The sequence below is a fragment of the Sphingomonas sp. AOB5 genome (genome assembly GCF_029433115.1).
Lineage (GTDB): Bacteria > Pseudomonadota > Alphaproteobacteria > Sphingomonadales > Sphingomonadaceae > Sphingomonas.
This window is the reverse complement of the sequence record NZ_JARNTV010000006.1, coordinates 82,803-101,047: the sequence shown is the minus strand read 5'-3', so window position 1 is coordinate 101,047 and position 18,245 is coordinate 82,803. Positions and strand designations below refer to the sequence as shown.

The following is an 18,245-nucleotide window of genomic DNA, read 5'->3' as shown; positions in this document are numbered from 1 at the left end:
GATCTGGACCCATTTCCATATTGGATCGTTACGCATGCGGGATGTCCGCTATAGGGGCAGCCGGAGGAGGCACGTGCGGGTCGGTTTGAACGGGGTTGGTGTCAAAGGGGTTTGCGCTGCGCTGCTGGCCGGCGTGGCGTTCGTGCCGGATATGGCCTGTGCCCAGATCGGGCAGCCGGGCCAGCCGGGGCAGGGCGCCCCGATGCCGGCGCCTGCGCCCACGCCTGCTGAAGGAACACCACAGGACGAAACCATCGTTCCCGACACGCTGTTCGAAGCCGCGATGCCGCCCATCGGCGACGATATCGATGCGCCGCTGAACCCGATCACGCCCGTCCCCAATGCCGAGGCACTCGACAAGCTGGCCGCCGGGATCGAGGGCAAGCTGGAAGCGATCAAGCCCGACGAGCCGGAATTCGCCGCGGCATTGCCGCCGCTGTCCGAATTCGCGCTGGCGCCGCCTGCCGAGGTGACCGGCGTGAAGGACGGCAAGACCGTTGTGTTGTTCTACGACTGGGAAGTCGCGGGTCTCGAGGAGATCGGCGCCGAAGCGCGGTTCCGCGAGCTTTCGGCGCTGCGTCGCGGCAAGGGCAAGGCTGCCAACTCCGCGATGGTCTCGGCGCGTGCGAGCGAGGACGAGCGGCTGGCGGTGCGGCTGATGCAGTCGCTCGGCTATTATGATGCGACCGTGATATCGACCATCGAGCAGCGGCCGCAGAATTCGGGCAAGCTGGTGGCGGTGGTGACCGCGACGCCGGGCCCGCTCTACCGGATCGGAACGATCAGCGTGGTCGCCGACCCGACCGTGCCGGCCGACCTGATCCTGAGCGAGCTTCCGCTGAAGACCGGCGATCCGCTGGAGGCGGACCGGGTGCAGGGCGCCGAGGCCAATGTGAGCCTGCGCCTGCCGCAGCGCGGCTATCCGTTCGCGCAGGTGGGCGAGCGCGATATCCTGCTCGATGAGGAAGCGCATACCGGCGATTATACGTTGCCGGTCGATACCGGCCCGCGCGCGAGCTTCCGCGGGTTCCAGACCGAGGGGCGGCGGCCGGTATTCGATACCGATCATATCGCGATCCTTGCGCGCTTCCGCCGCGACCAGCTCTATGACGTCCGCCATGTCGACGATCTGCGCGAGGCGCTGATCGCGACAAGTCTGTTCTCAACCGTGTCGGTCGAACCGGTGCGAACCGGGGAGAAGGGGCCGGATGGCACCGAATATGTCGACCTGCTGGTGCGCCAGACCGCCGGGCGGCCGCGCACCCTTGCGGGCGAGCTGGGCTACAGCACCGGCCAGGGCATCAGGCTGGAAGGCAGCTGGACGCACCGCAACCTGTTCCCGCCCGAAGGCGCGCTGATCGTCAGCGGCGTGGCGGGCACCAGCGAGCAGGGTGCCAGCCTAACCTTCCGCCGCTCCAACTGGAGGCAGCGCGACCGCACGCTGACCCTGGCCCTGTCGGCCAATCGCAGCAATTTCGATGCGTATGAATCCTTCACCGGCGCTTTCTCGGCACGCATCTCGCGCGATTCCACGCCGATCTGGCAGAAGCGCTGGACCTATTATTACGGCTTCGAGATCGTCGGATCGAACGAAGACCGGTTCAACTTCAACCGCAACGCACGCGATCGCGGGACCTATCTGATCGGAGCGCTGCCGGGGTTCGTCGGCTATGACACGTCGGACAATCTGCTGAACCCGACGCGCGGTTTCCGCATCAAGGCCAATGTCAGCCCGGAGGCTTCGGTGCGCGGCGCGGCGCGGCCCTATGCGCGGCTGATGCTGGAAGGCACGGCCTATTATCCGGTGACGCCCAGCATCGTGATCGCGGGCCGGGCGCGGGTGGGGTCGATCCCGGGCATCGCGCGCGACGATCTGGCGCCGTCGCGGCGTTACTATGCCGGCGGCGGCGGATCGGTGCGCGGTTTCGGCTATCAGGAGCTCGGGCCGCGCTCGCCCGACGGCAAGCCGGTGGGTGGTCGCAGCCTGACCGAGTTCGCGATCGAGGCGCGCTATCGGTTCGGCAATTTCGGGATCGTGCCGTTTATCGATGCGGGTCAGGTCTATGAGGGCCTGTATCCGACCGGCAAGAATATGCGCTTCGGTGCGGGTATCGGCGGGCGGTTCTACACCAATTTCGGGCCGCTGCGCGTCGACGTCGCCACGCCGATCAACCGGCAGCCGGGTGAGTCGCGCATCTCGCTCTACATCTCGATCGGGCAGGCCTTCTGATGGTTCCCGATACCCCCGAACAGCCCGTCGAGACCGAAACCGTCACGGTCACCGAACCCGTCCGCGAGCGTGCGCCGGTGTGGCGGCGCGTGGCGAAATGGGCTGCCATCGCGGTGGTCGCGGTCGCAGTGCTGCTCGGGGCGACATTGTTCGCAATCAATACCGGGCCGGGCCGGGCGTTCGTCGCGCGGCAGATCAGCAATTACACGACCGAATCCGGGCTCAATATCCGCGTCGCGCGGATCGAGGGGTCGCTCTACGGCGCGCTGGTGCTGCGCGATGTCGAGGTGCGCGACACCAAGGGTGCGTTTGCCAAGGCGCAGACCATCTCGCTCGACTGGCGGCCGTTCCGCTATCTCTCCAACCATGTCGATATTCGCTCGGTTGCCAGCCCGCTGGTGACGTTCGACCGGATGCCGGCGCTGAAGCCCGTTCCCAGCGATCCCAACGCGCCATGGCTGCCCGATCTCGATATCGACATCGCCAAGCTGGACATCGCGCGGATCGAGATCGGGCCTGCGGTGACCGGCAAGCGGCATATCGCGAAGCTGAGCGGCAAGGCGCATATCGCGGGCGGCCGCGCGCAGGTCGACGCCAATGGCGGCACGCTGAGCGCCGCCGGTATCGCGGGCGGCGATTTGCTGTCGGTGAAGCTCGACGCGGTGCCCGATCAGAACAAGCTCGATTTCGACGTGCGGCTGAACGCGCCCGCCAACGGGCTGGTCGCGGGGCTTTCGGGTGTGGATCAGCCGCTGACCTTCTCGCTTACCGGCGACGGCAGCTGGAAGAGCTGGAAGGGGCAGGCCGTCAGCACGCTGGGTGGCGCCGAACTGGCCGATCTGGCGCTGACCGCGAAGGACGGCACCTTCTCTGCACGCGGGCTGACCAATCCCGGCCTGTACCTGAAGGGGCCGGTCGAGCGGCTGGCTTCGCCACAGCTCGACGTGTCGCTCGATGTCGCCTGGGCGGATCGCAAGGCGGCGACCAAGCTGCACCTGCGATCGAGCGCGCTCGACGTCACCGCGGACGGCCTGCTCGATTTCGCTGCGAGCCGGTTCGGCAATTTCCGCACCGAAGCGATGCTGCTGACGCCCGGCGCCATCGCGCCCAATCTGAACGGCAGCGATGTGCGGTTCGCAATGCTGCTCAACGGGCAGTTCGCGGCGCCGGTGGTCGATTACAAGCTGCAGGCCTCGTCGCTAGGGTTCGGCGAGACGCGGGTCGAGAAATTGTTTGCCGAGGGCAAGGCGCGGGTGGATGCGGATCGTATCCTGGTACCGATCCGGGCCAAGGCCGCGCGGGTCTCCGGACTGAACGCCGCGGCGGGCGGGCTGGTGACCAATCTGACCGTGGAGGGCGATCTCGCCATTTCAGGCGATCAGCTGCTGTCCGACAATCTCAAGCTCAAGTCCGACCGGATCGACGCGACCGCGGTGATCGCGGCGGATCTGGGCAACGGCCATTATGCCGGCGCGCTGAAGGGCCGGGTCAATGATTACGAGATCGACGGCGTGGGCGTGGTCAACCTGACCACCGATGCCGAACTGTATGCGCCGCAGGGCGGGGGCTGGGGCATTCGCGGCCATGTCGCGGGTACCAGCGTGAAGCTGTACAGCGACGGCGTGCGCAATTTCCTGGGCGGCAATGCCAGCGCATCGGCCAAGGTCGGGTTCGATCAGAACGGGATCGTGACCTTCACCGAACTGCGCCTGCTTGCGCCGCAATTCCGTATCACCGGCGGATCGGGCCGTTATGACCCGAGCGGCAGCCTGTTGCTCAATGCCGATGGCGTTTCGACCCAGTACGGGCCGATGACCGCGCGCATCACCGGATCGCTGAGTGCGCCGGTGGTGGCGATCCGCGCGCCGCGGCCGGGCGTGGGCGTCGGGCTGGTCAATCTCGAAGCACTGGTGAAGGGCAGCCCCAGCGGCGCCTATGCGATCGATGCCAAGGGCGACACCGATTACGGGCCGTTCACCGCGAGCGTGCTGGTGCAGACCGGCAGGTCGCTGAGCGTCGATATCCGCACCGCGCGGTTCGCGGGGATGGATATCAACGGGAAGCTCCAGCAGGTTCCGGCGGGACCGTTCGCCGGACGCCTCGAATTCGCCGGATCGGGTGTGACCGGCAGCGCGCAGCTTTCGGCGCAGGGCGATATCCAGCGTGCCGATTTCGATGCGCGGGCCAACAATGCGCAGATCCCTGGCGTGGCCGAAATCACCATCGGACGGGCGGTCGTGAAGGGCATGGTGCTGCTGACCGAGACGCCGCAGGTAGTGGCGGACGCGCAGGTCGCGGCGATGCGCAGCGGCGGCTTCACCATCAAGACCGCGCGCGTGAAGATCGATTACAAGGGCGGCAGCGGCACCGCGCAGGCCTATCTCGACGGATCGTCGGGTGTGCCGTTCAAGGTCGCGGCCAACGCATTGCTGCGCCCTGACCAGTGGCTGGTCGCGGTGGACGGCAAAGGCGGTGGCGTCGGCTTCCGCACGCCCAAGGGATCGCCGGCGCGGATCACCTTCGAGGGCAAGACCTATCGCCTGATGCCCACCCGTATCGCGTTCGATCGCGGCAGCGCGCGGATCGCGGGCACCTATGGTTCGGGCCTGACCTTTCAGACGCGCGTCGATGCACTCGATCTGGCGCTGGTCAACGCGTTCGTGCCGGGGCTTGGCGTCGGCGGATCGGCCACCGGCAGCCTCGACTTCTCCCAGCCCACGCCGAGCAGCTTCCCGCAGGCGAACGGGCGGATCGAGATTGCAAACTTCACCCGATCCAGCCTGTCGCAGGTGTCGGTACCGGTGAACGTGGTGTTCGTCGGCAAGCTGACCCCCGATGGCGGCGATGCGCGCGCGCTGATCAAGCGCGGCGACACCACCATCGGCCGGATGGTGACGACGCTCAGCCCGCTGGGGCCGAATGCCGGAAGCTGGCAGGAGCGACTGCTGGCCGCGCCGCTCTCGGGCGGCATCCGCTATAACGGCCCGGCGGCGGTGATCTTCTCGCTTGCGGGCCTGTCCGGCCAGCATGTCGAGGGGCCGATCGGGATTGCGGCGGACTTTACCGGCCGCGTGCGCTCGCCCGATTTCAGCGGCGTCGTGCGCGCCAGCAACCTGGTCTATGAGAACGAGACTTTTGGCACCCGCCTGTCGAAAATGAGCATCGACGGCACATTCAACGACGACCGGCTGGTGCTGAACAGCCTGAGCGCGGTCGCCGGGTCGGGGACGGTCAAGGCCAAGGGCACGATAGGCCTGTCCTCCGACGCGGGCTTCCCGATCAACATCACCGCCGATCTGGACAATGCCCGGCTGGCGCGCAGCGATGCGCTGTCGGCGACCGCGACGGGGCAACTCACCATCACCAGCGACGCGAATGGCGGCAAGATCAGCGGGCGGCTCGAAATCCCTGACGCGCGCTATGAAGTGATCCGTCAGGGTGCCGCCGACGTGAGCGAACTGAGCGGCGTGCGACGCAAGAGCGACGTGTTCAAGACGTCCGAACAGCGCGCCCAGGCGGCTGCATTCGGGCGGTTCGATCTGGACCTGCGCATCACGGCCGAGAACGAGATGTTCATCAACGGCATGGGGCTGGAGTCCGAATGGCGCGCCAATCTGTTCGTGCGCGGCACCAACACCGATCCGCAGATCACCGGCACCGCCAATCTGGTGCGCGGCACCTATGAGTTTGCGGGCAAGCGTTTCACCGTCAATCGCGGCACGATCCGCTTCGGCGGCGGCAACAGCTACAATCCGGCGATCGACATCAGCGCGACCACCAATGCCGAGGGCGTGACCGCGATCCTGAACATCACCGGCACCGCACAGGCGCCGCGGATCAGCTTCACCTCCACCCCGGCGCTGCCGCAAGAGGAGGTGCTGTCGCGGATCCTGTTCGGCAGCACGGTGACCAATTTGTCGGCGACCGAGGCGATCCAGCTTGCCGCATCGCTGAACGCGTTGCGCGGATCGGGCGGTTTGAACCCGCTGGGTCAGCTGCGCTCGGCGGTGGGTATCGACCGGCTGCGCATCCTTGCCGCCGACGATACCAGCGGACGCGGGACGGCCCTGGCGGCGGGGCAGTACATTACCGACGATATCTATATCGAGGTGATCACCGACGCGCGGGGCTTCACCGCCACCCAGCTGGAGATCGCGCTGAGCCGGGCGCTGTCGATCCTGTCGCAGACCGGGTCGTTCGGCGGGTCGAGCGTCAGCATCCGTTATTCGCGGGATTACTAGTCCCCCTTCCGCTTGCGGGAGGGGTTAGGGGAGGGCATGTCTCGAACGGGGGACGCAAGCCCTCCCCCGACCCCTCCCGCAAGCGGGAGGGGAGAATAGGCTTGGCTCCGCTACTTACATTCGTGTAAGCATGACGGAAAGCGGAGAGGCGAATGACTGAGCATTTCGATGTCGTGGTGGTGGGCGCGGGGCTGTCCGGTGTCGGCGCGGGCTATCATCTGCAGAAGAATTGCCCGGACCGCAGCTATGTGATCCTCGAAGGCCGCGAGCGGCTGGGCGGTACCTGGGATCTGTTCCGCTATCCCGGAATCCGCTCGGATTCGGACATGTACACGCTCGGCTTCTCGTTCAAGCCATGGACCAATGCCAAGGCGATCGCCGACGGTCCGTCGATCCTGAGCTATCTCGAGGAAACCGCCGCCGAGAACGGCATCGACAAGCATATCCGCTATCGCACGAAGGTGAAGAGTGCGGCTTGGTCGACCGCGGACGCCGCATGGGACGTGGTGGCCGAGAGCGAGGGCAGGGAAGTGCGCTTCACCTGCAATTTCCTCTTCATGTGCACCGGCTATTATAATTACGCCCGCGGCTATACGCCCGATTTCGAAGGCGTGGCGGACTTCAACGGCCAGATCGCCCATCCGCAATTCTGGACCGGCGATATCGAATACAAGGACAAGAAGGTCGTCGTGATCGGCAGCGGTGCGACCGCGGTCACGCTGGTTCCCGAAATGGCGAAGCAGGCGGCCAGCGTCACCATGCTGCAGCGTTCGCCGACCTATGTCGTATCGCGGCCGTCGGAAGACGGGATCGCCAACCGCCTGCGCAAGATGCTCCCGGCGATGACCGCCTATGGGATGACCCGCTGGAAGAATGTGCTGCTCCAGCAATTCTTCTTCCGCCTCGCGCGCAAGCGGCCTGAGAAGGTGAAGGAGCGGATGCTCCAGATGGTCCGCGACGAGTTGGGGCCGGACTATGATGTCGGCACCCATTTCACGCCGAGCTACAATCCGTGGGATCAGCGCGTGTGCCTGGTGCCGGACGCCGATCTGTTCCAGTCGATCCGCGAGGGCAAGTCGACCGTGGTGACCGGGCATATCGACCGGTTCGTGCCCGAAGGGATCAAGCTGCAGTCGGGCGAGGTGCTGCCGGCCGATCTGGTCGTGACCGCGACGGGACTCGAGCTTCAACTGATCAGCGATATCCAGCTGAGCGTGGATGGCGCCGCGGTCGATCTGAGCAAGGCGACCACCTACAAGGGCATGATGCTGTCCGACGTGCCCAATCTGGCGCTGTCGTTCGGCTACACCAACGCCTCATGGACGCTTAAGGCGGACTTGACCTGCGAATATATGTGCCGCCTGCTCAACGCGATGAAGAAGCGCGGCATGCGCCAGATCACGCCACGGCTGGCCGGTGCGGTCGAGGAGAAGCCGTTTCTCGATTTCACCTCCGGCTATGTCCAGCGCGCGATGGAGAAGTTCCCGCGTCAAGGCACGCGCAAGCCGTGGATGCTCAACCAGAATTACTCGCGCGACCTGATGGCGCTGCGCTTCGGGTCGCTCGACACCGAAATGGAATTCTCCAATCCGGTGCCGGCAGGCGTGAAGGCGGCTTAGGCGTCGGGTTCGAGCATGCGGTGGAGATGGACCACCACATAGCGCATTTCGGCGTCGTCGACGGTCTTCTGCGCCGCACCCCGCCACGCCTTTTCGGCGCTGGCATAGTCGGGGAAGATGCCGACCACGTCGAGCTTCGACGGATCCTGGAAATCGAGCGTCTGCGGATCGGTGACGCGACCGCCGAAGACGAGATGGAGTTTGCTCATACTGACCTTCCGGGGAGAGGAATTTCACCTCTCCCTTAGCAACTGCAGCATGGCGCTCAACCCCGCATCCGCCGGATATCGACTATCACGCCTTCGCAGCAGCGCCCTTGGTGGCTTCCAGCACATTCTCGATCAACTGGCTGACCTTCTCCTTGGTCGCGTCGCGATTGGGCAGCAGGCCCTCGATCTCGGCCCGGCCGGTTTCCTTGACCGCCTTCACCGTCTCGCTGGTCCGTTCCGCCAGCTTCTTGCCGACCGGGGCCAGCGCGTCGCGTTCGCGCGAGGAACGCGGCAGCAGCGCGCCGACCAGCGCACCCAGCGCCACGCCGCCCGCCAGAAGCGCCAGCGGATTATCCACTGCGACGTCGATCGCGCTCTTGTTCTTCCGGCTGGTCATGATGGCTGTCCTTTCGTCGATTTGCGGCGTCGGGGCTTCAAACCCGCCTGCGGCTTTGGAGTTGCATCGGCCGGTTTCTTCCGCCCGGCCAGAATATCGGAAATCCAGTTGCGCGACATGACCAGCCCGACCGCGCCGGCCACAGCCGCCACGGCAAGCGGGCGCTGCCGCACCGAAGCGGCACCCTTGCGCGCAATGGAAAGGGCACCCTCGGCGGCGCTGCCGATCGCGTCATGGGCGAGGGTAGAGGGCTTCAGCCGCTCCTGCACTTCGCCAAGCGTCCCGGTCAGCCGCTGGCGGGCCGCGATAGCGCGGGCGCGGGCGGCTTCCAGATCGCTCATTTGAGCAGTCCGAAGATGCGCTTGATCGATCGCCATGCGAACGTACCCAATATCCATGACGCGCCGAAGGTAATCGCGACCACGATCAGCGTCGCGAAACCGGGGCCGACCAGCGGCGACAGCGTCAGCACCAGCCCGACAATCAGCGCGATCGACGCGGCCATCATCAGCGATGCGGCCGCGGCGCCCATCCACAGGCTCGACCGCGCCTCGTCGATCTTGGTCTCGGCCAGCGCGCGATAATAATCGAGTTCGGCCTGGCCCAAGCCCTTGGCGTCGTCGATCAGGCGGCCGAACAGCTCGCCATAGCCTTCGTCGGTACCGGTTTCTGGGCCGGTTTCCGGCTCGCGATCCTGTTCAGCCACCCCCGGTTATGCTCCGTCAGGCCTTGGCGGCCGGTTCGTCGTCGTCACCATCGGCAAGGTCGGCCGCGGCGTCGATGCCCGACTTGATCAGCCGTGCCAGCACGAAGCCGATCGCGGCAGCCGCGCCGATCGCGATCACCGGACTCTTCTTCACGAAATCGGTGGCGTCGGCGACCAGATCGTCGACTTCCTTGCCGCGGATCGTGTCGGAGAATTTGGAGATGCCGTCGGCGGCCGAACGGGCATATTTGCCGTACTGCTCGCCCAGCCGCTCATCCACATCGGCAGCGGCGCCGTGCATCAGCTTGGCGACCTCGTCGAGCGCGCCGGTGGCCTTGTCCTTGTTGTCCGCCGCGAAATCGCGTGCCTTGTCGGCTGCTTTGGTGCCGAGCTTGCCGGCTTCCTCGCGGATCGTGTCCGCGGCGGTGCGCTTCGTTTCGGTGGCGGTTTCGGCCGCTTCCTTCACCAGCGTGTCGCCCGTCGTTCCTTCAACCATGCCAAGGACCTTTCATGTGTTTGCAACGACAACCACAGCCGCAATCGCGAGTTCCATGCGAAACGCGATTTGACCCGGATGCGCGTCAGCCTCTAGAGGCTCGCGCGCACCCATCGACCTCCTAAGTAGGGAGACCATTTCGTGACCGCAATCATCGACCTCCACGCCCGCCAGATTCTCGACAGCCGTGGCAATCCCACCGTCGAGGTCGATGTCATGCTCGAAGACGGCAGCTTCGGCCGCGCCGCAGTGCCTTCGGGTGCGTCGACCGGTGCGCACGAAGCGGTCGAGAAGCGCGATGGCGACAAGAGCCGCTGGCTGGGCAAGGGCGTTCAGGGTGCGGTGGACGCCGTGAATGGCGAGATCGCCGATGTGGTGCTGGGTATGGATGCCGAGGATCAGGTCGATCTCGATCACGCGATGATCAATGCCGATGGCACCCCGAACAAGGGCCGGCTGGGCGCGAACGCGATCCTGGGCGTCAGCTTGGCGGCGGCAAAGGCGGCGGCGGATGCGCGCGGCCTGCCGCTCTATCGCTATGTCGGCGGCGTTTCGGCGCATGTCCTGCCGGTGCCGATGATGAACATCATCAATGGCGGCGAGCATGCCGACAATCCGATCGACTTCCAGGAATTCATGATCATGCCGGTCGGCGCGGCGAACATCGTCGAGGCGGTGCGCTGCGGGTCGGAGATCTTCCACACGCTGAAGAAGAAGCTGCACGAAAAGGGTCTGGCGACCGGCGTGGGCGATGAAGGCGGCTTCGCACCGAACCTCAGCTCGACCACCGACGCGCTCGACTTCATCATGAGCAGCATCGAGGCTGCGGGCTACAAGGCCGGTGACGATGTGATGCTGGCGCTCGATTGCGCCTCGACCGAATATTATCGCGACGGCGCGTACAAGATGGTGGGCGAGGGCAAGACCCTGTCCTCGGCCGAGAATGCCGACTTCCTCGCCGAGCTGTGCGCCAAGTATCCGATCATCTCGATCGAGGACGGCATGGCCGAGGACGATTGGGAAGGCTGGAAGATCCTGACCGACAAGCTCGGCGGCAAGGTCCAGCTGGTCGGCGACGATCTGTTCGTGACCAATCCCAAGCGGCTGAAGCAGGGCATCGACGGCGGCTATGCCAATTCGCTGCTGGTGAAGGTCAACCAGATCGGCACGCTGACCGAGACGCTGGAAGCGGTGAACATGGCGCATCGCGCGCGCTACACCGCGGTGATGTCGCACCGTTCGGGCGAGACCGAGGATGCGACCATCGCCGATCTGGCGGTCGCGACCAACTGCGGTCAGATCAAGACCGGTTCGCTGGCGCGTTCGGACCGGCTTGCCAAGTACAACCAGCTGATCCGCATCGAGGAGGAACTGGGCGATGCGGCGGTTTATGCCGGGCGTTCGATCCTTCGCTGAGCTATTCTAGACTCAATTCGCCGCAAAAACGGTAATTTAAGCTGATATTAAGCTGCCCTATGGCTTGATTAACCCTGTTCGTTAGGCAAGAATCGGGTCCATGGGGCGCAAATCGAAATTCTGGACGATGGTTCGCGGCGCGGGTCTTCCCGCCGTGGCCATCGTTACCATGGGCTTTTTCGGCTATAATGCCGTCTTCGGTCCCAACGGCGTGATCGCGCTGAAGGACGTGAAGCAGGAAGTCGCGGTGCGCACCGCCGAATATCAGACGCTCGACAAGCAGCGCGCGGTCCTGAAGAACCGCGTCGACCTGCTCGCCCAGGCCAAGGGTGCCGATCCCGATCTGGTCGAGGAACTGATCCGCAAGCAGCTCAACGCCGCGCGGCCGGACGAGGTTATCGTCAAGTACAAGTGACGCCGGGGTTCGCTGAAATCCCTCCATTGGCGGCATCCTCGCGAAAGCAGGGATGACGAGTTGCAGCGCCTCTTGCTATGGTAAGCGGTGTCATTCGTGAACCTGCTACCCTATTGAAAGTGCGTCCGATGCCGCGTTGACGTTGCGTCCGGGCTAGGTTCGCGCCTATAGGCACCCCCCTGACACCCCCTCCCCGGGAAGAGGATCGACTGATCGTGGCAAAAACGCCGGCGAAGAAAGCCCCAAGCCAACCTGCAGTATCCAACCGCGAACGGCCAAACGAACCGGATAGGTACAAGGCGACCAAGGAAGAGCTGCTTGGTTTCTACAAGCAGATGCTGCTCATCCGCCGCTTCGAGGAGAAGGCGGGCCAGCTCTACGGCCTCGGCTTCATCGGCGGCTTCTGCCACCTCTATATCGGCCAGGAAGCGGTCGCGGTCGGCCTTCAGTCGGCGCTCGACGGCGAGAAGGATTCGGTGATCACCGGCTATCGCGACCATGGCCACATGCTCGCTTACGGCATCGATCCCAATGTGATCATGGCCGAACTGACCGGCCGCGCTGCGGGTATCTCGCGCGGCAAGGGCGGTTCGATGCACATGTTCTCGACCGAGAAGAAGTTCTACGGCGGCCACGGCATCGTCGGCGCGCAGGTCTCGCTCGGCACCGGGCTGGCGTTCGCGCACAAATATAATGAGGATGGCGGCGTCGCCATGGCCTATTTCGGCGATGGCGCGTCGAACCAGGGCCAGGTGTATGAAAGCTTCAACATGGCCGAGCTTTGGAAGCTCCCGATCATCTATGTGATCGAGAACAACCAGTACGCCATGGGCACCAGCGTCAACCGCTCGTCGAGCGAAGACCAGCTGTACAAGCGCGGCGAGAGCTTCCGCATTCCCGGCATCCAGGTCGACGGCATGGACGTGCTGGCGTGCCGTGGCGCTGCCGAGGAAGCGCTGGCATGGGTCCGCAGCGGCAAGGGGCCGATCATCCTTGAGATGAAGACCTACCGCTATCGCGGCCACTCCATGTCCGATCCGGCCAAGTATCGCAGCCGCGAGGAGGTCCAGTCGGTCCGCGACAAGTCCGACCCGATCGAGGCGGTGAAGCGCGAACTCGAAACGCTGGGCGTCAAGGAAGAGGATCTGAAGCCGATCGAGGCCGAGATCCGCAAGCTGGTCAACGAATCCGCGGACTTCGCCGAGTCCGCCCCCGAGCCGGATCCGGCCGAGCTGTATACCGACGTGCTGGTGGAGTCCTACTGAGATGGCGATCGAACTGAAGATGCCGGCGCTGTCGCCCACCATGGAAGAAGGCACGCTCGCCAAGTGGCTCGTCAAGGAAGGCGACACGGTGAAGTCGGGCGACATCCTCGCCGAGATCGAGACCGACAAGGCCACCATGGAATTCGAAGCCGTCGATGAAGGTACGATCGCGTCGATCGTCGTTGCCGAGGGTACAGACAATGTGAAGGTCGGCACCGTGATCGCGACCATCGCCGCCGAGGGCGAAGATGCTGCGGCTCCGGCGCCCACGCCGGCGCCTGCTCCCAAGATCGAGACTCCGGTCGTTCAGGCCGAGGCGCCTGCGCCGAAGCCGGTCGAGGTCAAGGCCACGGTCAGCGATCCGAGCATTCCCGCGGGCACCGAGATGGTGAAGACCACCGTCCGCGAAGCGCTGCGCGACGCGATGGCCGAGGAAATGCGTGCCGATCCGCGCGTGTTCGTGATGGGCGAGGAAGTCGCCGAGTATCAGGGTGCGTACAAGGTGACGCAGGGCCTGCTCGACGAGTTCGGCCCGAAGCGCGTGATCGATACGCCGATCACCGAATATGGCTTTGCCGGCATCGGCACGGGCGCGGCGATGGGCGGGCTGAAGCCGATCGTCGAGTTCATGACGTTCAACTTCGCGATGCAGGCGATCGACCACATCATCAATTCGGCTGCCAAGACCAACTATATGTCGGGCGGCCAGATGCGTTGCCCGATGGTGTTCCGCGGCCCGAACGGCGCGGCCAGCCGCGTCGGCGCGCAGCACTCGCAAAACTATGCCCCCTGGTACGCCAGCGTCCCCGGCCTGATCGTGATCGCGCCCTATGACGCGGCCGACGCCAAGGGCCTGCTGAAGGCCGCGATCCGCAGCGAGGACCCGGTGGTCTTCCTCGAGAACGAGCTGATGTACGGCCGCAGCTTCGACGTGCCCAAGATCGACGATTACGTCCTGCCGATCGGCAAGGCGCGCATCGTCCGCGAAGGCAAGGACGTGACGCTGGTCAGCTATTCGATCGGCGTGGGCATTGCGCTCGACGCGGCTGCGACGCTGGCTGAGGAAGGTATCGACGCCGAAGTGATCGATCTGCGCACGCTGCGCCCGCTCGATACCGCGACGGTGCTGGAGAGCCTGAAGAAGACCAACCGTATGGTGGTGGTCGAGGAAGGCTGGCCGGTCTGCTCGATCGCGTCGGAAATCCAGTCGGTGGCGATGGAGCAGGGCTTCGACGATCTCGACGCCCCGGTGCTGCGCGTCACCAACGAAGACGTACCGCTGCCCTATGCCGCGAACCTCGAAAAGCTCGCGCTGGTCGACGCCGCACGCGTGGTCGCCGCGGTGAAGAAGGTCACCTATCGCTGATCCCGATCCCCGCGCTTGACCGCGCGGGGCGTAGGAGCCAGTTTCGCGCCACCGCAACCGTCCTGGTTGCGGTGGCGCTTTTTTGCGCCGGCTCCTGATGCCGGAATGCGGTTCCGGATATTCCATGGACGATATCGAAGCAGGGATAGCCTCGATCGAGGGCGAGCTGCGACGTCTTGCCCCGCGCTATTTTCAGGGCAGCGGACGGAATTGCGAATTATACTCCACGCTGTTCCTCTATTCCGAGCTGGACCTGGGGCCGTTCGCCTGGCGGTTGCGGAACGACCCGGGCGACTCCCTGGCCCCGCGGTTCATGCTGGCCAAGGCAGGGTGGGAAAGCAGGGTCGCGCCCTATCGCCTCGATCCGGACGGGATTTCGCGATCGCTGCGTCACCTGATCGAGCAATTCGACCGGGTGAACGCGCTGATGCTGGATCAGCTACCCGTTCCGCCGCTGACCTGAGGCGAGGTGCAGCTCGAGATCGCCGCATTCTCGCTATTGTAGATGCGGGTATAGTCGCGTGCGTCGCGGACCATCATCGAAGCGTATTCGGTCATGTTGGCCGAGGGCGCGAGCGACGATTTCACCAGCGGCTGATATTCGTAATAGACTTCGACGAACATCGTGCCGCCGCCTACCGGCGCGATCGACTGGCGCCCGGTCGGGCCCATGCCGTCCATGTTGACCCCGCGATTGGTGCCAGTGGTGACGCCATAGGTACCCCAGGTCGAGGCGTGCGAGGTCAGTGTGCCGCGGCAGCGCTGCCACGTGATCCGGTATTTGCCGCTATTGTTTGGATCCGGCTCGAGGCTGGAGATGAGGACGCGGCCATAGGTGTAGAGGTTCAGTTCGCCCGCCTGCAGCCCGGCGCCGGTCAGCAGATCGTTGATGTCGGTCTCGCTGATCGTCTTGGCGGTCAGCTGTCCGCCCGAACCGATGCGCGCGGCGTTATCGGCCAGCTGCAGCGCGATCTGGCTGACGCGCATGCGGGTGATGATATAGTTGGTCAGCTCCGCGCCGGTCAGGCTCAGGACCAGCAGGATCGGCAGCGAGAAGGCGAATTCGAGCAGCGCGAGGCCGCTCGTGTCGCGGCCCAGCCGCTTGCCGGTGCGCAGCAGTTTCGCGAGCGTCTTCATGATGCGGGGCAATTCCTGACGGTCGGGGCGGCCTGATCGCCATAAGGCTGGTTGCGCAGCACGGTGGACGCGGTGACGGTGGTCGTGTTCGATCCGCCGACGAAGCGGTAGAGCGGGAAGAAGCGCGGATAGCTGACCGACACGGTGTAGACGACCGCGTCCTTGGCGCTGCCCTGGCCGGTATTGCCGCTATTGTCCCAACGGCTGTTGTTGTTGGTGTCCTCGTACGGCTCGCTACGATCGCAGGTGCCGTTGCCGTTGGTGTCGGTATAAGGCTCGTACTGCGCCACCGACGCGGCCGAGAAGGTACGGTAATATTTGCGTGTGATCGTGGTCGTCGCGTTGTTCGCCAGCGCCGAGACCTGATCCTTCACGCGATTGTCGAGCACCAGCTGCTGGTTGCTCTCCAGCCCGCTTTCCAGCGTGGCGTCGCGTGCGGTCTTCTGGACGATGCCCTGCAGCACCGATCGCATGTACAGCGTGTGCGCGACGTCGAACGCGCCGACGAGCATCAGGCACATCACCGGCGCGACGATCGCGAACTCGATGATCGTCGCGCCGCTTTCGTCACCGGCAAGCCGGCGGCGAAAGCGTGCGAACAGATGGGCGGCGCGGCCGATCACCGCGTCAGCCTCAGCTGGCTGATCTGCGATGCGATCGAGCTGAAGGTCTGCTGCAGGTCGGCCGAGTTGCGCGCAGTGAAGAAGCGTCCATCGGTCGCGCAGGTGCGCAGCATCGTCTCGATGGTCGGGTTCGACACGCCGAACCAGATCACCCACAGCGTGATATTCTTGTTCTTGATCGCGGTGCACAGCGCCGCCGCGCGCATGTTGACCTGCTGGGTCAGCGTGCCGGTGGTGGAACAGCCATCGGTCGGCGCGGTGTTGGCGGGCGTCTGACGGCGGTCCCACCAGGCGATGCCATAAGCGGTATAGTTGGTCGTGCCGGTGCAGGCGTCACCGTCAGTCATGAAGATCATGTGGCGGGCGATGTCGCCGCCGCTCGGTGTCGTCGCGTTTTCCGACGCGAAGATGCCTTCGGCCGACATGAAGCGCGCGCCCCAGATCAGGCCGATATCGTGATAGGTGTTGCCGGTCGGCGTCAGGCTGTCGACATAGGTTTCGAAGTTGCTCGCCGAATTCCAGGTCTGCAGCTTGCGCGCCTCGCGCGGGCAATAGGTGCTGGAATAGTTCACATATTCGTCGGTGGTCGTGGTCGCCGCCGTCTGCAGCGAGCCGGTATAGCCCCAGCCGCTATAGCTGACGTTGCGGTTGTAGATGATGTCGGGCAGCACCGGCCCCCACAGCGTGTCGGGATCGGACTGGTTGGGCAGTTCGTCGATGTTGAGATCGTGTGCACCGGAGGGGATCGTGCTGAAGTCGGTCGCGCGCACGGTCGTGCGTTCCTCGATGCACCCGTTCCAGGTGATCGTCTTCATCGCACCCTGGGTACCGACCGCCGACTGGAAGCTGCTGTTCCAGCTGGTGCCGTTCTTCAGGCCGCTGATGTCCTTGTCCATCTTGTCATAGGTGTAGTTGTCGAACACCTCGCGCGACGTGGTCGTGCCAGTCGAGGTGTAGCTGTAATAGCGGTAGTAATAGCCGCTGCTCTCGCGGTCGTAGAAACGGCAGCGGCCGTCGCTCGAGCGATAGTCGCGGAACGAGAATTCCATCCAGCTGGCGCTCTGGCGCGTGTTCCAGGTGGTGGTCTTGGGGTTGGTACCGGTGGTGGCTTCGTCCCGGCGGCCCGATTCCGAACCCGAGAGGGTCATGACGGTGGCCGGCACCTTCGACTGGCAATTGCTCGTGCTGGTCGCGGTGGTCTGGGTGCTGCTCGCGGCATTGTCCCAGCTGCCCCAGCTACCCTGGCTGTTGCTGGTGCCGGTCTGCGTCGTCGCGCTGTCGCTCCACGTGGTCGTGGTTTCGGTGCGGAAGTTCGCCTTGCGCGACTGATAGGGCCAGGTGTTCGCGAAATAGCTGGTGGGGAGCAGCTTTCCGACGTTCACATTGGTCGAATAGGGCATGAAGCCGAAGCGGATCTGAACCGACGCGGCGACGCCGCCGCCGGCAGGCGTGCTGGCGCAGGTCGCGGTGGTGTCGAGATTGGCGACGACTTCGTAGAAGCACTTCACCGACTTCTTCAGCGAGGTGATCTTGTCGTCGGTGTCGGTGGAAACGGCCTTGTCGTCCATCGATCCGGTGACGTCGAGGACGAACATCACGTCGGTGTTGGGCAGGCGCATTTCGGCGTCGCAGGTGACGGTCAGCGTTTCGGTGGTGCGGCCGAAGATGCGCATCAGCGTCATCGGCAGCACGGCCGAGGCCGTGCCGGTCACCTTGCCGCCGCTTTCGCTGTAGGTCTTGGTCAGCGTATCCGCGCCATAGGGGCTGGCCTGGATGTTCGAATCGAAGAATTTCTCGGCCGCGGTGCGCGGGGCATAGTTGCTCTGGCTCCACACGCCGCCGCCCATCGCCTTGCGGCCCGCAAGTGCGCCGGCGTCGCAGGCGTGTTGCAGGCGCGTCTTGACGATGTACATGCGGCTGATGTCCACGCCGCCACCGACCATGCCCGCAAGGGGGATCAGCGCGATCGCCATCATGGCGAGCGTGTTGCCCTTCTTGTCGCTGCGAAGGCGCGACAGGAACGTGGGCACGCGGTGCAGATTGGGATCCCTTGAAGCCGACATGTCTTTGAACCTTCCCCGATCAGGGGCAGCTATGCCCGCAGCAACGTTAATTTCGTCTCAAT

The 18,245-nt window shown here is 64.8% G+C and carries 16 protein-coding genes; 8 read left to right on the top strand and 8 right to left on the bottom strand.

The features are described from left to right. The first annotated feature begins 73 nt into the window (after positions 1 to 73). The 3 genes from P1X14_RS04665 to P1X14_RS04655 all read left to right on the top strand — a co-directional run bounded on the left by P1X14_RS04665 (position 74) and on the right by P1X14_RS04655 (position 8,090). A complete protein-coding gene (locus P1X14_RS04665; RefSeq protein WP_346770442.1) occupies positions 74 to 2,230 on the top strand; it encodes a BamA/TamA family outer membrane protein in 2,157 nt (718 codons plus the stop codon). Next, the gene (locus tag P1X14_RS04660; RefSeq protein WP_277314153.1) at positions 2,230 to 6,471 is read left to right on the top strand and encodes a translocation/assembly module TamB domain-containing protein; all 4,242 of its coding nucleotides are present in this window, start codon (positions 2,230 to 2,232) and stop codon (positions 6,469 to 6,471) included. The genes P1X14_RS04665 and P1X14_RS04660 overlap by 1 nt, the downstream gene beginning before the upstream one ends. Positions 6,472 to 6,623: 152 nt before the next feature. Then, complete coding sequence (locus P1X14_RS04655) at positions 6,624 to 8,090, top strand: NAD(P)/FAD-dependent oxidoreductase (RefSeq protein ID WP_277314152.1); 1,467 nt, start codon at positions 6,624 to 6,626, stop codon at positions 8,088 to 8,090. Here P1X14_RS04655 and P1X14_RS04650 read toward each other — a convergent pair. From P1X14_RS04650 to P1X14_RS04630, 5 genes are all read right to left on the bottom strand, one after another. Continuing rightward, a complete protein-coding gene (locus P1X14_RS04650) occupies positions 8,087 to 8,299 on the bottom strand; it encodes a DUF4170 domain-containing protein (protein ID WP_277314151.1) in 213 nt (70 codons plus the stop codon). The genes P1X14_RS04655 and P1X14_RS04650 overlap by 4 nt on opposite strands. Before the next feature lie 85 nt (positions 8,300 to 8,384). Next, on the bottom strand, positions 8,385 to 8,696 hold the full coding sequence (locus P1X14_RS04645) for a hypothetical protein (protein ID WP_277314150.1): 312 nt from the start codon (positions 8,694 to 8,696) through the stop codon (positions 8,385 to 8,387). Next, positions 8,693 to 9,037, bottom strand: coding sequence for a DUF3618 domain-containing protein (locus P1X14_RS04640; RefSeq protein ID WP_277314149.1), 345 nt, complete (start codon positions 9,035 to 9,037; stop codon positions 8,693 to 8,695). The genes P1X14_RS04645 and P1X14_RS04640 overlap by 4 nt, the downstream gene beginning before the upstream one ends. Next, positions 9,034 to 9,402: a phage holin family protein gene (locus P1X14_RS04635; protein ID WP_277314148.1), complete on the bottom strand. Its 369-nt coding sequence runs from the start codon at positions 9,400 to 9,402 to the stop codon at positions 9,034 to 9,036. The genes P1X14_RS04640 and P1X14_RS04635 overlap by 4 nt, the downstream gene beginning before the upstream one ends. Positions 9,403 to 9,418: 16 nt before the next feature. Beyond that, entirely contained in the window at positions 9,419 to 9,898 is a 480-nt protein-coding gene (locus P1X14_RS04630; RefSeq protein ID WP_277314147.1) for a hypothetical protein, read from the bottom strand. Positions 9,899 to 10,039: 141 nt separating this feature from the next. Between P1X14_RS04630 and eno the strand changes: the two genes are divergently transcribed. The 5 genes from eno to P1X14_RS04605 all read left to right on the top strand — a co-directional run bounded on the left by eno (position 10,040) and on the right by P1X14_RS04605 (position 14,823). Beyond that, positions 10,040 to 11,314, top strand: coding sequence for a phosphopyruvate hydratase (gene eno, locus P1X14_RS04625; RefSeq protein WP_277314146.1), 1,275 nt, complete (start codon positions 10,040 to 10,042; stop codon positions 11,312 to 11,314). 100 nt (positions 11,315 to 11,414) lie between these two features. Further along, a complete protein-coding gene (locus tag P1X14_RS04620; RefSeq protein ID WP_277314145.1) occupies positions 11,415 to 11,729 on the top strand; it encodes a septum formation initiator family protein in 315 nt (104 codons plus the stop codon). A gap of 215 nt (positions 11,730 to 11,944) precedes the next feature. Beyond that, positions 11,945 to 12,994, top strand: a complete 1,050-nt coding sequence (gene pdhA / locus P1X14_RS04615) for a pyruvate dehydrogenase (acetyl-transferring) E1 component subunit alpha (RefSeq protein WP_277314144.1) — start codon at positions 11,945 to 11,947, stop codon at positions 12,992 to 12,994. A gap of 1 nt (position 12,995) precedes the next feature. Further along, complete coding sequence (locus P1X14_RS04610) at positions 12,996 to 14,360, top strand: pyruvate dehydrogenase complex E1 component subunit beta (protein WP_277314143.1); 1,365 nt, start codon at positions 12,996 to 12,998, stop codon at positions 14,358 to 14,360. A 124-nt stretch (positions 14,361 to 14,484) separates the two neighbouring features. Beyond that, positions 14,485 to 14,823 carry a hypothetical protein gene (locus P1X14_RS04605; RefSeq protein WP_277314142.1) on the top strand — a complete coding sequence of 113 codons (339 nt, stop codon included), beginning with the start codon at positions 14,485 to 14,487 and terminating at the stop codon, positions 14,821 to 14,823. Here P1X14_RS04605 and P1X14_RS04600 read toward each other — a convergent pair. Genes P1X14_RS04600 through P1X14_RS04590 form a run of 3 tightly spaced genes read right to left on the bottom strand, consistent with a single transcriptional unit; the run spans position 14,796 to position 18,183 of the window. Next, positions 14,796 to 15,497: a pilus assembly protein gene (locus tag P1X14_RS04600; RefSeq protein WP_277314141.1), complete on the bottom strand. Its 702-nt coding sequence runs from the start codon at positions 15,495 to 15,497 to the stop codon at positions 14,796 to 14,798. The genes P1X14_RS04605 and P1X14_RS04600 overlap by 28 nt on opposite strands. Continuing rightward, the gene (locus P1X14_RS04595) at positions 15,494 to 16,120 is read right to left on the bottom strand and encodes a TadE/TadG family type IV pilus assembly protein (protein WP_277314140.1); all 627 of its coding nucleotides are present in this window, start codon (positions 16,118 to 16,120) and stop codon (positions 15,494 to 15,496) included. The genes P1X14_RS04600 and P1X14_RS04595 overlap by 4 nt, the downstream gene beginning before the upstream one ends. Next, a complete protein-coding gene (locus P1X14_RS04590) occupies positions 16,117 to 18,183 on the bottom strand; it encodes a TadE/TadG family type IV pilus assembly protein (RefSeq protein ID WP_277314139.1) in 2,067 nt (688 codons plus the stop codon). Before P1X14_RS04590 ends, P1X14_RS04595 begins: the two co-directional genes overlap by 4 nt. Between the last annotated feature and the right edge of the window lie 62 nt (positions 18,184 to 18,245).

Excerpts from the sequence above, each read along its gene's own strand:
- P1X14_RS04600 (WP_277314141.1), bottom strand. The coding sequence starts at position 15,497 with ATGAAGACGCTCGCGAAACTGCTGCGCACCGGCAAGCGGCTGGGCCGC.
- P1X14_RS04630 (WP_277314147.1), bottom strand. The coding sequence starts at position 9,898 with ATGGTTGAAGGAACGACGGGCGACACGCTGGTGAAGGAAGCGGCCGAA.
- P1X14_RS04605 (WP_277314142.1), top strand. The coding sequence starts at position 14,485 with ATGGACGATATCGAAGCAGGGATAGCCTCGATCGAGGGCGAGCTGCGA.
- P1X14_RS04655 (WP_277314152.1), top strand. The coding sequence starts at position 6,624 with ATGACTGAGCATTTCGATGTCGTGGTGGTGGGCGCGGGGCTGTCCGGT.
- P1X14_RS04660 (WP_277314153.1), top strand. The coding sequence starts at position 2,230 with ATGGTTCCCGATACCCCCGAACAGCCCGTCGAGACCGAAACCGTCACG.
- P1X14_RS04650 (WP_277314151.1), bottom strand. The coding sequence starts at position 8,299 with ATGAGCAAACTCCATCTCGTCTTCGGCGGTCGCGTCACCGATCCGCAG.
- P1X14_RS04640 (WP_277314149.1), bottom strand. The coding sequence starts at position 9,037 with ATGAGCGATCTGGAAGCCGCCCGCGCCCGCGCTATCGCGGCCCGCCAG.
- P1X14_RS04610 (WP_277314143.1), top strand. The coding sequence starts at position 12,996 with ATGGCGATCGAACTGAAGATGCCGGCGCTGTCGCCCACCATGGAAGAA.
- P1X14_RS04590 (WP_277314139.1), bottom strand. The coding sequence starts at position 18,183 with ATGTCGGCTTCAAGGGATCCCAATCTGCACCGCGTGCCCACGTTCCTG.
- P1X14_RS04645 (WP_277314150.1), bottom strand. The coding sequence starts at position 8,696 with ATGACCAGCCGGAAGAACAAGAGCGCGATCGACGTCGCAGTGGATAAT.
- P1X14_RS04620 (WP_277314145.1), top strand. The coding sequence starts at position 11,415 with ATGGGGCGCAAATCGAAATTCTGGACGATGGTTCGCGGCGCGGGTCTT.